Genomic DNA, 13,519 nt, shown 5'->3' with positions numbered 1-13,519 from the left:
ACTCCTCAGATAGACAGCTTGTTAATGCGTTTGCCGCCGTAAAGCAGGTTGACGATGGCACGGGTACCGACAATCGCGGTGAACATGGACGTCGCCACACCGATTGCGGTGGTAATCGCAAAGCCTTTGATCGAACCGGTGCCCACTGCGTACAGAATAATCGCGGTGATCAGGGTAGTGATGTTGGCATCAACGATACTGGAGAACGCGCCTTTATAGCCTTCATGGATCGCCTGCTGAACGGAACGTCCGTTCTTCAGCTCTTCCTTGATACGTTCATTGATCAGTACGTTGGCGTCGACCGCCACCGCCAGCGTCAGCACGATACCGGCAATACCCGGCATGGTCAGCGTCGCCCCCGGCAACAGGGACATGACGCCGACAATCAGCACCAGGTTGGCGACCAGCGCCGTGGTAGCGATCATGCCGAACTTACGGTACCAAACCACCATAAACACGATGGATGCCACCAGGCCCCACAAGCAGGCTTCCAGACCTTGGGTGATGTTCTGTTGCCCCAGGGTCGGACCGATTGTCCGCTCTTCCACGATCTGGATAGGCGCAATCAGCGCACCGGCGCGCAGCAGCAGCGAGAGCTGACGTGCTTCGTTCGGGTTGCCGATGCCGGTAATACGGAAGCTGTTGCCCAGACGCGACTGAATGTTCGCCACGTTGATCACTTCTTCCTGTTTCACCAGGACTGCACGGCCATTAGCGTCTTTCTTGCCGCTGTCCTTGTACTCCACAAACAGGGTCGCCATCGGCTTGCCGATATTGTCCTTGGTGAAGTTGGACATCGCGGTACCGCCGGCACTGTCCAGCGAGATATTAACCTGCGGCTGGTTGTATTCGTCGGTGCTGGAGGTGGAGTCGGTAATGTGGTCACCGGTCAGGATCACGCGCTTGTACAGCACAACCGGCTGGCCTTCGCGGGTGTCTTTTACTTCGGAGTCACCCGGCACACGGCCATTGGCTGCCGCAGTGGTATCCGCATTGGTGTTAACCAGACGGAATTCCAGCGTCGCGGTAGCGCCCAGGATCTCTTTGGCACGTGCGGTATCCTGAATACCTGGCAGTTCGACCACGATGCGGTCAGAACCCTGGCGTTGTACCAGCGGTTCGGCAACGCCGAGCTGGTTAACACGGTTACGCAGGATAGTGATGTTCTGCTGCACCGCATACTCACGCGCTTCGCTCAGGCGGGCATCCGTCAGGTTGGCTTTCAGGGTGTTGGTGCCGTTGGCAGAGAACACCATGTCACGTTGGCGTGGGCCAAGGTAGCTGATGGCCTGATCGCGGGCAGCATCGTCACGGAAACGCACTTCCACGCCGTTGTTGTCCAGCTTGCGGATAGACGCATAAGGAATGCCCTTTTCACGCAGCTCGCTGCGCAGGGTGTCCATGGTCTGTTCCTGCAGTTTGCTCAGCGCAGTGTCCATGTCCACTTCCATCAGGAAGTGCACGCCACCGCGCAGGTCCAGACCGAGTTTCATCGGTTCGGCGCCCAGCATGGCCAACCAGGCCGGCGTGGCCGGGGCCAGGTTCAGCGCCACCACGAACTTGTCGCCCAGCTCAGCCATTAAGGCTTCACGCGCGCGCAGCTGAATATCAGGATTGCTAAAGCGAGCCAGGATGGCGCCATTTTCCAGCGCAATCGACTTGCTCGCGATCTTGTCTTTTTCTAATACGGTACGGACTTGGTCCAGCGTAGTTTCACTGGCGGCGACACCGCGCGCGCCAGTGATCTGTACAGCCGGATCCTCACCATAGAGGTTGGGAAGCGCATAAAGCAGACCGATGATGATCACTACGATCAGCATCAGATACTTCCACAAAGGATAACGGTTTAGCACGGCAATTCCCTTCGGGAAAACAAAATTACAGGGCCTTCATGGTACCTTTCGGCAGAACGGCCGCCACGAAGTCACGCTTGATCATCACTTCCGTGGTGTCGTTCAGCGCAATAGCGATGATGCCGGTGTCAGCCACTTTGGTCACGCGACCAATCAGGCCACCGGTGGTCAGCACTTCATCACCCTTGCCGATCGAGTCCATCAGTTTCTTGTGCTCTTTAGCGCGTTTCTGCTGTGGACGCAGGATCATGAAATAGAAAATCAGGCCAAAAACCACCAGCATAATGATCAGAGAGTACGGGCTTCCCTGAGACGGAGCTCCTGCGGATGCGACGGCGTCAGAAATGAAAAAGCTCATTGAAATTCCCTCATTAAGTTATCAATTATTAATTCAAGCGTTTAAAGGTGGAACCGGTTTACCGATCCGACCGTAGAAATCCGCAACAAACAGCTCTAATTTACCCTGTTCAATGGCCTCGCGTAAACCCGCCATCAGGCGTTGGTAGTGACGCAGGTTATGAATGGTGTTCAATCGGGCACCGAGTATTTCGTTGCAACGATCGAGATGATGCAAGTAGGCGCGGCTGTAATTGCGACACGTGTAGCAATCACAGTCTTTATCCAGCGGAGAAGTATCATCCTTGTGCTTGGCATTACGGATTTTTACCACACCGTCAGTCACGAACAGATGGCCGTTACGGGCATTACGCGTTGGCATCACGCAGTCGAACATATCGATACCGCGACGCACGCCTTCAACCAGATCTTCCGGTTTGCCAACGCCCATCAGGTAACGTGGCTTATCTTCCGGAATTTGCGGGCAAACATGTTCAAGAATACGATGCATATCCTCTTTTGGCTCACCTACTGCCAAGCCGCCCACAGCGTAACCATCAAAACCGATATCCACCAGCCCTTTTACTGATACATCACGTAAATCTTCGTAAACACCACCCTGAATAATGCCGAATAAAGCGTTCTTGTTATTCAGTTCGTCAAAACGCTGACGGCTGCGCTGCGCCCAGCGCAGAGACATTTCCATCGAGCTTTTGGCGTAGTCCCAGTCTGCCGGGTACGGCGTACACTCGTCGAAGATCATCACGATGTCAGACCCCAGGTCATACTGGATTTCCATCGATTTTTCCGGGCTGAGGAACACTTTATCGCCGTTAATCGGGTTACGGAAATGTACGCCTTCCTCTTTAATCTTGCGCATCGCGCCCAGGCTGAACACCTGGAAGCCGCCGGAATCGGTGAGGATCGGGCCATGCCACTGCATGAAATCATGCAGATCGCCATGCAGCTTCATGATCTCCTGCCCTGGGCGCAGCCACAGGTGGAAGGTGTTGCCCAGCAGGATCTGCGCACCGGTCTCTTTCACTTCTTCCGGCGTCATGCCCTTTACCGTGCCGTAGGTGCCGACCGGCATAAAGGCTGGGGTTTCCACCACGCCACGTTCAAAAATCAGGCGGCCACGGCGGGCGCGGCCATCGGTTGTGTCTAATTCGTACTTCACAAAGCCTCCAGCATCAGAGAAACAGTCTGATGTCGTTAAAACAGGGTTGCGCCAGATGCGCAGCCCAGGAAATCAGGCGCCGACGGATTCTTGCTCCGCCAGCGGGTTACGGCTGATGAACATCGCATCGCCATAGCTAAAGAAACGGTACTGCTCGGCCACCGCCTGCTGATAGGCATGCATGGTGTTTTTATAACCGGCAAAGGCGGAAACCAGCATAATCAGCGTCGACTCCGGCAGGTGGAAATTGGTCACCAGTGCGTCAACCACCTGATAGTGGTAACCCGGGAAGATAAAGATGCTGGTGTCGTCGAAGAACGGCGCAATCAATGCCTCTTTGCTGGCGTTGGCGGCACTTTCCAGTGAACGCACCGAGGTGGTGCCGACAGCCACCACGCGCTTACCGCGCGCTTTGCAGGCCAATACGGCGTCAACCACCTCTTGCGGCACCTCTGCGTATTCGGCATGCATGACGTGCTCTTCGATGGTTTCCACCCGCACCGGCTGGAAGGTGCCCGCGCCCACGTGCAGGGTGACAAACGCCATCTCGATGCCCTTCTCGCGCAGCGCAGCCAACAGCGGCTCGTCGAAATGCAGCCCGGCGGTTGGTGCAGCTACCGCGCCCGGTTTTTCGCTGTAGACCGTCTGATAAAGTTCGCGGTCGGCGTCTTCGTCCGGACGATCGATATACGGCGGCAGCGGCATATGGCCAACGGCATTAAGGATAGTAAAGACGTCGCGTTCATCGTTGAAGCGCAGTTCGAACAGCGTATCGTGGCGCGCGACCATAGTGGCGGCGATACTTTCGTCGTCGCCCAGCAGCAGGTCGGTGCCCGGTTTCGGGGCCTTCGAGGCGCGGACATGCGCCAATACCCGATGGTCGTCCAGCACGCGCTCGACCAACACTTCAATCTTGCCGCCGCTGACCTTGCGGCCAAACATGCGTGCCGGGATCACCCGGGTATTGTTGAACACCAGCAGATCGCCGGCTTCCAGGTTATCCAGCAGATCGGTGAATACGCCATGCTTAAGCTCCCCGCTCGGCCCGTCCAACTGCAGCAAACGGCAACCGCTGCGTTCAGGCTGGGGATAGTGGGCAATCAGGGACTCGGGAAGTTCAAACGAAAAATCGGCGACGCGCATGGCTATTCACTTCTTCAATATAGGACTGGTTGGTAAAAAACAGGCGGCCTAGTCTAAAGCTGCGGGCGGTCAGCGGCAAGAAATAAGGAGGATTTGCATGACTTCAGGTATAGTTGCCGGATGAATTATCTCGCTCATCTCCATTTAGCCTCACTGGCGGAAAGCTCGTTGCTGGGCAATCTGTTGGCCGACTTCGTGCGCGGCAACCCTGCCGGCGAGTACGATCCCGCCGTGGTGGCCGGCATTATGATGCACCGTCGCGTCGATGTACTGACCGACAACCTGCCGCAGGTAAGAGCCTGCCGCGCCTATTTCTCTGAAGAACACCGACGCGTGGCCCCCATTACGCTCGACGTGGTATGGGATCACTTTCTGGCGCGCCACTGGCAACAGCTGGAACCCTCCCTCAGCCTGCCGAGTTTTACCCAGCAAGCCCAGAGCCAAATCCTGCCGCATTTGCCGCTGACGCCGCCACGCTTTCAGAATCTGAACGGCTATATATGGCCGGAACGCTGGCTGGAGCGCTACGCCGAACTGCCGTTTATCGGTAATGTGCTGGCAGGCATGGCCAGCCGTCGTCCGCGCCTGGCCGCATTGGCCGGCTCCTTCGCCGACGTGGAGCGCAACTATCATCAGCTTGAAACACAATTCTGGCAGTTTTACCCACAGATGATGCAGCAGGCCAAAGACAAGCAGCTGTAAGGTCAAGCCAAAGCCTTTGAAAATGCGATGCTTTACAAGAAATTGCTTTTTAAGCCTTGCCCTTTTATGGGAAAAGGTTATTTTTAAAGACTGCTAAATTTAATCACCGACTTTGATAGGTGAAAGCTATCTCATTGATTGGTCTTTTACCCTTTCTTCACCAAGTCGTGGCCCCTATACTGGCCCTTGCTTTTACATCAACCCCTTAACACCTATTACAGGAGTAATTATGGTCCTGGTAACTCGTCAAGCCCCTGACTTCACTGCAGCTGCCGTACTTGGCAGTGGCGAAATCGTAGAAAACTTCAACTTCAAGAAGCACCTGAACGGCAAACCAGCCGTCCTGTTCTTCTGGCCGATGGACTTCACCTTCGTATGTCCTTCTGAGCTGATCGCATTCGATCACCGCTATGAAGAATTCCAGAAGCGTGGCGTTGAAGTGGTTGGCGTTTCATTCGACTCAGAATTTGTCCACAACGCATGGCGTAAAACCCCTGTCGAGAATGGCGGCATCGGGGAAGTGAAATACGCAATGGTTGCTGACATTAAGCGTGAAATTCAGAAAGCTTATGGCATCGAGCACCCAGAAGCAGGCGTTGCCCTGCGTGGTTCTTTCCTGATCGACAAAGAAGGTGTGGTTCGCGCTCAGGTTGTTAACGACCTGCCAATCGGCCGTAACATCGACGAAATGATCCGTACCGTTGACGCGCTGCAATTCCATGAGCAACACGGCGAAGTGTGCCCGGCTCAGTGGGAAAAAGGCAAAGCAGGTATGGGCGCATCTCCAGACGGCGTAGCTAAATACCTGTCCGAGAACGCTTCCAAGCTGTAATTTCAGCCTGCAAGTGTATCAACCGGCCCTCGCGGCCGGTTTTTTTTGCTCTTTTTTAGGGCACATCGCCCCGATTACGTGCTTCATTTGCTTGTTTCCGCTCACATTTCCCCGGCTATTTTCCGCACAATCCCTTAACTCTGGCTAGTATCAATAACGCTGGCCCGCTCTTTGCACGTCAGGAGGGGCAAGCCAAACACAATAAGAAAACTGACAGGGTAGGAATAACTATGTTTTTACAAAAATGGAGCAAGCCGCTGACCATGGCGGCGCTGCTGGTCAGCAGCAGCCTGTATGCCGCCTCCAATCCGGCGGTCGAAGCCAAAAACGGCATGGTGGTGACATCGCAACATCTGGCCTCGCAGGTCGGCGTGGATATCCTGAAACTGGGCGGCAATGCGATTGATGCGGCCGTAGCCGTGGGTTATGCGCAGGCGGTGGTCAACCCGTGCTGCGGTAATATCGGCGGCGGCGGCTTTATGACGCTGCACCTGGCCGATGGCACCGACACCTTCATCAACTTCCGCGAAACTGCGCCGGCAGCGGCCAGCGCCAACATGTATCTGGATGCCGCCGGCAACGTGAAGAAAGGTGCCAGTCTGTACGGCTATCTGGCCGCAGGCGTGCCGGGCACCGTGCTGGGCATGGAAACCGCGCGCAAAAAATACGGCAAACTGAGCCGCGAGCAGGTGATGGAGCCGGCAATCAAACTGGCACGCGAGGGCTTTGTGCTGACCCGCGCCGATACCGATATCCTTGATACCACCATCGCACGCTTTAAACAGGATGCGGAATCTGCCCGAATCTTCCTGCGCCCGGACGGCACGCCGTTGCAACCGGGCGATCGTCTGGTGCAGAGCGACCTGGCCAATACGCTGGCGGCCATCGCCAAAGAAGGCCCGGACGCCTTCTATAAGGGCAAAATTCCCCAGGCGGTAGAGGCGGCAGCCAAACAGGGCGGCGGCATCCTGACGGCAGCCGATTTCGCCAATTACCAAGTCACCGAAACCCCGCCGATTACCTGCAGCTATCGCGGCTATAAGTTTGTTTCGGCTCCCCCGCCAAGCTCTGGCGGCGTGACGCTGTGCGAAATCCTCAACGTGGTTGAAGGTTACGATCTCAAGAGCATGGGCTTTAATTCGGCGGCGGCCATCCATACCATGACCGAAGCGATGCGCCACGCCTATATGGACCGTAACACCTACCTGGGCGACCCAGAATTCATCAAGAACCCGATCGACAGGCTGGTCAGCAAGAGCTATGCCGAAGAGATCCGCAAGAAAATCGTCGCGGACAAAGCCACGCCGTCAGAGAACGTGCAGCCGGGCATGGAACCCCACGAGAAGCCGGAAACCACCCACTACTCGATTGTCGATCATCAGGGTAACGCCGTCTCCACCACCTATACCGTCAACGGTCGCTTTGGTGCCGTGGTGATAGCCCCGGGGACCGGCTTCTTCCTCAACGATGAGATGGACGATTTCACCGTCAAAGTCGGCGAGAAAAATCTTTATGGGCTGGTGCAGGGAACCGCCAACAGCATAGCCCCCGGTAAGCGCCCACTATCGTCGATGAGCCCGACACTGGTGACCAAGGACAATAAAATCTTTATGGTTCTCGGCTCGCCGGGCGGATCGCGCATCATCACCATTACTCTGCAAACCGCCTTAAACGTGATCGACCACGGTATGGCACCGCAGGAGGCCGTAGATGCACCGCGTATCCACCATCAGTGGTTACCGGATGAGGTTTACTACGAACAGCGCGGAGTTTCTGCCGATACGCTGAAAATTCTCGGCGGCATGGGTTACAAGATGGTTGAGCAAACGCCATGGGGCGCCGCCGAACTGATTCTGGTCGGCCTGCCAGGCGCCGCAGGCGTCAGCCCGGCCAACTCCGGCAATGACTCCGCGGTTTCCGGCAGAGTGCGCGAAGGCTACCTGTACGGCGCCAATGACGTTCGTCGCCCGGCCGGCTCCGCCGTAGGTTATTGATCTGACTGGCCATCCGAACACCCACTAACCCATAAAGGGGCCGGTATACTGGCCCCTTTACAGAACTAACCGACTCGTCGCCACAGAGTCACGGACTCCTCACCCAGTTGCAGCGAGATCGCGTTTTGCGTGTCATTCAACTCGCCGTCCCCTTCCAGCCGTTGCCATTGGCCTGCGGCCAGCAACGGGCTGTGTGGCAGGGTCACGCTGCCGTTACCGTCACGCTGTAACGCCACCAACACCTGTTCCTGTTGGTAAATACGCACAAACACCAGCGTTTCAGCGGCGGCATGCAGCACCTGACAACCGCCGCGGCGCAGCGCCAGGCTCTGTTTGCGCAGCGCCGCCATGCGCTGGTACAGGGCCAACAGGTTCTGATCCCACTGGCTTTCATCCCACGGAAAAGGCTTGCGGCAGAACGGGTCGTTGGCCCCATCCAGACCAATCTCGTCGCCATAATATAGGCAGGGTACGCCTATCCAGCTCATCAGCCACACCGCCGCCATGCGCATCCGCGCCTGATTGCCCTGTAATAGCGTCAGAAAACGTGCAGTGTCATGGCTGTCGAGCTGGTTGAACTGAATCAACTGACGGCCATGCGGCAGCCCGGCCCGATAACCGTCCATCCACTGGGCGCAGTCCGCCGCATCCAGCTGCACCGGGTGGTGCGCCACGTCCAGCCCGGCGAGGAACCCCCGCACCGGCAGGGCAAAGCCCATGTAATTCATTGCCGCATCTTCCACGCCGGCATGCAGCCAGCGACGCGCGTCGCCAAAATGCTCGCCCAGCACGTAGGCCTGCGGGTTTTCCTGTTTAACCGCCTGATAAATGCCCGCCAGATGCTGCAAATTGCCGGTAGCGCCCCCGTTCTCACCCAGCATGTGCACCACATCCAGCCGCCAACCGTCGATGTTGTACGGCGGCCGCAACCAATGGCGCACCACACTGGCGTCACCGCGATAAATCGCTTCCGCTACCTGCGGTTCAGCGAAGTTAAGTTTCGGCAGGCTGGCATTCCCTTTCCAGTCGAGCGCGCGGCCATCGGGGTAGAAATTGAACCAGCCACGGTAAGGTGAATCGGGGTGATGGCAAGCGCCGTTATCCCCTTGCTGGTGGCGGTCAAACCACGGATGCGAATCGCCGGTATGGTTAAACACCCCGTCCAGCACCAGTTTCATCCCCACCTTGTGAGTACTCACTCGCAAACGCTGCAGGGCGGCGTTGCCGCCGAGATAGGGATCGACCTGGTAATAATCTTCGGTATCGTATTTATGTACGCTGGGCGCAGTGAAAATCGGATTCAGATACAGCGCCGTCACGCCAAGATGCTGTAAATAAGTGAGTTTTTTGCTGATGCCATCCAGATCGCCACCGTAGAAGGTGGACGCGGCATGCCGGTCTTCCAACGGATGGTGCCAATCCTGACGCACAACATCACAACCGGCCGCATGATGACGATAGCTGCCGCTCTGAATGCCGTGTTCCCCCCCGCTACTGGAGAAGCGATCGGGGAAAATTTGATAGAAAACCTGATCCGCCACCCAGGCCGGGCTGCGGTCGGGCACGTCGACAGCAAACTGCGCCAGTTGCCCCGGCGGCGTCAGCGACCAACCCTGGGGGCCGAACCATTGCTGACTGGCGGCCCAAACCAGCTTGAAGCAGTAACGACGGGTTGGCTCACCCTCATTGAGCGTCAAACTGGCCTGATAGCGATGCAGCCCGTCAATATGCTGCACTTTCATCGTCAGCAACCATTCTTCATTATCCGGCTCGGCGCGTAAAAACACCCGTTCGGGCACATCATCACCCTGTAACCACAGCGTGATATCAAGACGTTGCCCCTTCTTCACCACAAAGGGCGGGACCGGTTGATGCCAGGCGTTAAGCATGACTTTCCTCCTGCTGTACAAAACGAAATCGACGACGTTATTCAATGCCACGAACAATGCCACGTTGAGTGCCAGTCCCCCTCCTCTTTGGCCGGTAAACTCGGGGAGGAGCCGGGGGGTGGAGATAGTCGGTCAGCAGCAAGCCTATGTAAAAAAGGGTAAAAAGACGCACATTGTGGCCCGCAGCCATTAGGCTAACGTGTTTTGAGTCTATTGGATATTTTTTGCACATTTTTTAAAGGAGCGGCAATGCAACAACAGATAACCCTGTGGCTGGAGAAGTTCGGGCTGGAATTTAGCGGGGTGATGTCTCTGCTGATGGTGCTGGGGCTGATCGTCCTGATTTCGGTGGTGATCCATCTGGTGCTGCATCGCGTGGTACTGAAGGCTGTCCAGCGCCGTGGCCAGCAATCGCAACGCGTATGGCAACAGGCAATCACCCAATACAAGCTGTTCCAGCGTATGGCGTTGTTATTGCAGGGGGTGATCATTAATCTGCAGGCGGTGCTGTGGCTGCACGCCGGTGGTCAGACGCAGGCGGTTATCGTCACCGCCGCCCAGGTGTGGATCATGGGCTTCGCCCTGCTGTCGCTGTTTTCCCTGTTGGATACGCTGTTGGCGATGCTGCGCCAAAGCCCAATTTCAAACCAGTTGCCGCTGCGTGGCATTTTCCAGGGGCTGAAGCTGGTAGCCGCCATCCTGATTGGCATCATGATCGTCTCCTTGCTGATGGGTAAGTCACCCTTGCTGCTGCTCAGCGGCCTGGGGGCGATGACCGCGGTGCTGATGTTAGTGTTCAAAGACCCGATCCTCGGTTTGGTGGCTGGCATTCAGCTTTCCGCCAACGATATGCTTAGCATCGGCGACTGGCTGGAGATGCCGAAATACGGCGCAGACGGTGCAGTCACCGACATCGGCCTGACCACGGTAAAAGTGCGCAACTGGGATAATACCGTCACCACCATCCCGACCTACGCGCTGATCTCCGACTCTTTTAAAAACTGGCGATCCATGTCGGAATCCGGCGGGCGTCGCATCAAGCGCAGCATCAATATCGACACCACCAGCGTGCATTTTTTGTCGGATGAGGAACAGCAGAGGCTGAACCGCAACCCGCTGCTGCAACGCTATCTGAACGATAAAACGCAGGAGTTAAGCCAACATAACCAGCAGATTGCCGTAGATCTCAGTTCCCCCCTCAACGGCCGCCGCCTGACCAACCTTGGCACGCTGCGCGCTTATCTGGTGGCGTACCTGCGCGCCCACCCGAATATTCATCAGAATATGACGCTGATGGTGCGCCAATTAGCGCCAACGCCGGAGGGCCTGCCGCTGGAGATTTACGCCTTCACCAACACCACGGTCTGGGCGGAATACGAAAGCATTCAATCGGATATCTTCGACCATATTCTGGCGGTGATTAACGAATTCGACCTGCGGGTACATCAAACGCCAACCGGCAACGATATGCGCAGCATGCTCAGCCAAATGCGCCAGGCGCCCGACCTTTCCTGACGCAGGTTGACGTAACTGTTTCTGCCGGTAATGACTCTCAACCTATGGACAACGGATGTCTCGGTCCGCTTCTCTTTCGGCATAAAAACCGCGTTAATGCGTTGATTATCGCCCGCAGAAGGAAAAGAGGATTGCTGAAATCATTACGCCACCGGCTGTTTACCCTGCTGGCCACGCTGCTGTTTATTGGCTGTCTTCACAGCGCTTCGCTGGACGAAAGCCGTATGAGTCGGACCTTGCAGCCGGCGCTGAGCGCCCTGAGCAGCAATATGCAGGATATTCGCGAAGTGCTGGCGCGCGCAGCAGGAGAAGGGAAGGAAGAACGGCTGAACGACAGCAGCCTGCGCATCGAAGCTCGCTCCTCCGGTGACGATGAGCCAGAGGAAAAACGTTAAAAAACACCGGCGCATAGCCGTAATGCCGGTTAGTTAAGCAAAATTCTGAATAAGAATGTATGACATTGTTTAAGTGGGCGTCCCCCTCTCCCGAGGGAGAGGGCCGGGGTGAGGGGCTTTCGCGTTGGTTTGTATCCCCTCACCCTAACCCTCTCCCAAAGGAGAGAGAACAAGATCACCTTAACTTACAAGCATTACGGCGCATGGCCGGTGTTTTCATTTTCAATCCTGCTGCTGCGCCAGCACCGCCAGCTTCTTCTGGTGGTTGAGCTTGAAGTAGTAGCCCGCCAGCAGTACCACCACCCAGACCAGACCGGCGTACAGCGATACGCGGGTGGTTGGGAAGTAGCCAATCAGACCGATGATAAACACCAGGAAGATGATCGCCACTACCGAGGTGAACACGCCGCCGCGCAGCGGGAAGGCCAGGTTTTTCACCTGCTCTTTGCTCAGGCTGCGACGGAAGGCAATCTGCGAGAACAGGATCATGATCCACACCCACACGGTGGCGAAGGTCGCCAGGGAGGCAATCACCAGGAACACGTTTTCCGGCATGATGTAGTTGAGATACACCGCCAGCAGCAGCGCCAGCATCATCACCACCACCGTGACCCACGGAATACCGCGTTTGGAGACCTTGCTGAATATCTTCGGCGCGTGGCCCTGTTCAGCCATGCCGTGCAGCATGCGGCCAACGCCAAACACGTCGCTGTTAATCGCAGACAATGATGCGGTGATCACCACAAAGTTAAGGATACCTGCCGCCACGGTAATCCCCATGTGCTGGAAGGTCAGCACGAACGGGCTGCCATTGGTGCCCACCTGGTTCCACGGGTAGATCGACATGATGACGAACAGTGTACCGACATAAAACACCAGAATACGCCACGGCACCGAGTTAATGGCCTTGGGAATCGAGCTTTTCGGATCTTTCGCTTCACCGGCGGTGATACCGATAATTTCGATGCCGCCGTAGGCAAACATCACCAACTGCAGCGACAGGATCATGCCGATAAACCCGTTACTGAAGAAGCCGCCGTTAGACCACAGATTATGGATACCGGTCGGCTGCCCGCCGTTGCCAATCCCCCAGATGATGATGCCGATACCGGCAGCAATCATGATGATGATGGTGGCCACTTTGAAGAATGAGAACCAAAACTCCAGCTCACCGAACACCTTCACGCTCATCAGGTTGATGGCGCCAATTACCAGCACCACGCTCAGCACCCAAATCCAATGCGGCACCTCTGGGAACCAAATCCCCATATAGATACCGAACGCCGTCACGTCGGCAATCGCGACAATCAGGATTTCAAAACAGTAGGTCCAGCCGGTGATATAGCCGGCCATCGGGCCAAGGTAGTCCTGCGCGTAGCGTGAAAACGAACTGGCCTGCGGGTTGTTGACCGACATCTCGCCCAGCGCGCGCATGATGATAAAGGCGACAATACCGCCAATCAGGTAGGCCAGCAAAACGCTCGGGCCGGCCATTTTAATGGCGTCCGCCGAACCGTAGAACAGACCGGTGCCGATAGCCGAGCCAAGAGCCATAAAGCGAATGTGACGCGTACTGAGACCGCGTTTCAGCTTATTGGCCGCAGGAGCGGCGGGTGACTGTTGTTGCATGAAGATAACCCGTGTTTTTTAAACGTAAAAAAGCCACGGACAAGTCCGTGG

Annotated in this window: 11 protein-coding genes; 5 read left to right on the top strand and 6 right to left on the bottom strand. The window is 56.4% G+C overall.

The features are described 5' to 3' along the window. Positions 1 to 5: 5 nt before the first annotated feature. The 4 genes from secD to queA all read right to left on the bottom strand — a co-directional run bounded on the left by secD (position 6) and on the right by queA (position 4,512). The gene (gene secD / locus ACNT1W_RS07265) at positions 6 to 1,853 is read right to left on the bottom strand and encodes a protein translocase subunit SecD (protein WP_026142232.1); all 1,848 of its coding nucleotides are present in this window, start codon (positions 1,851 to 1,853) and stop codon (positions 6 to 8) included. A gap of 25 nt (positions 1,854 to 1,878) precedes the next feature. Continuing rightward, positions 1,879 to 2,211, bottom strand: a complete 333-nt coding sequence (gene yajC, locus ACNT1W_RS07260; RefSeq protein WP_012005503.1) for a preprotein translocase subunit YajC — start codon at positions 2,209 to 2,211, stop codon at positions 1,879 to 1,881. 33 nt (positions 2,212 to 2,244) lie between these two features. Further along, entirely contained in the window at positions 2,245 to 3,369 is a 1,125-nt protein-coding gene (tgt, locus tag ACNT1W_RS07255) for a tRNA guanosine(34) transglycosylase Tgt (RefSeq protein WP_012005502.1), read from the bottom strand. Positions 3,370 to 3,441: 72 nt separating this feature from the next. Then, complete coding sequence (queA, locus tag ACNT1W_RS07250; RefSeq protein WP_115183149.1) at positions 3,442 to 4,512, bottom strand: tRNA preQ1(34) S-adenosylmethionine ribosyltransferase-isomerase QueA; 1,071 nt, start codon at positions 4,510 to 4,512, stop codon at positions 3,442 to 3,444. A 120-nt stretch (positions 4,513 to 4,632) separates the two neighbouring features. Here queA and ACNT1W_RS07245 point away from each other — a divergent pair, with 120 nt between their 5' ends. The 3 genes from ACNT1W_RS07245 to ggt all read left to right on the top strand — a co-directional run bounded on the left by ACNT1W_RS07245 (position 4,633) and on the right by ggt (position 8,040). Then, positions 4,633 to 5,214 (top strand): ACP phosphodiesterase, encoded by a 582-nt coding sequence (locus ACNT1W_RS07245; RefSeq protein ID WP_129939655.1) that lies wholly within the window; start codon positions 4,633 to 4,635, stop codon positions 5,212 to 5,214. Positions 5,215 to 5,443: 229 nt separating this feature from the next. After that, positions 5,444 to 6,046 carry a peroxiredoxin C gene (locus ACNT1W_RS07240; protein ID WP_085115428.1) on the top strand — a complete coding sequence of 201 codons (603 nt, stop codon included), beginning with the start codon at positions 5,444 to 5,446 and terminating at the stop codon, positions 6,044 to 6,046. A gap of 230 nt (positions 6,047 to 6,276) precedes the next feature. After that, on the top strand, positions 6,277 to 8,040 hold the full coding sequence (gene ggt, locus ACNT1W_RS07235; protein ID WP_419246580.1) for a gamma-glutamyltransferase: 1,764 nt from the start codon (positions 6,277 to 6,279) through the stop codon (positions 8,038 to 8,040). A 65-nt stretch (positions 8,041 to 8,105) separates the two neighbouring features. On the opposite strand, the gene malZ is transcribed toward ggt, so the two are convergent. Further along, on the bottom strand, positions 8,106 to 9,929 hold the full coding sequence (gene malZ / locus ACNT1W_RS07230) for a maltodextrin glucosidase (RefSeq protein ID WP_419246579.1): 1,824 nt from the start codon (positions 9,927 to 9,929) through the stop codon (positions 8,106 to 8,108). Between the two features lie 249 nt (positions 9,930 to 10,178). Here malZ and ACNT1W_RS07225 point away from each other — a divergent pair, with 249 nt between their 5' ends. Next, a complete protein-coding gene (locus ACNT1W_RS07225; protein WP_419246578.1) occupies positions 10,179 to 11,444 on the top strand; it encodes a mechanosensitive ion channel family protein in 1,266 nt (421 codons plus the stop codon). 131 nt (positions 11,445 to 11,575) lie between these two features. After that, the gene (locus ACNT1W_RS07220) at positions 11,576 to 11,839 is read left to right on the top strand and encodes a hypothetical protein (protein WP_129935993.1); all 264 of its coding nucleotides are present in this window, start codon (positions 11,576 to 11,578) and stop codon (positions 11,837 to 11,839) included. A gap of 222 nt (positions 11,840 to 12,061) precedes the next feature. Here ACNT1W_RS07220 and proY read toward each other — a convergent pair whose 3' ends face one another. After that, entirely contained in the window at positions 12,062 to 13,468 is a 1,407-nt protein-coding gene (gene proY, locus ACNT1W_RS07215) for a proline-specific permease ProY (protein ID WP_012005487.1), read from the bottom strand. Positions 13,469 to 13,519: the final 51 nt, after the last annotated feature.

It is taken from the genome of Serratia sp. NFX21, assembly GCF_048517035.1.
GTDB classification, from domain to species: Bacteria; Pseudomonadota; Gammaproteobacteria; order Enterobacterales; family Enterobacteriaceae; genus Serratia; species Serratia quinivorans.
Note: the sequence above shows the minus strand (reverse complement) of the source record. Positions and strands in the feature narration are given on the sequence as shown.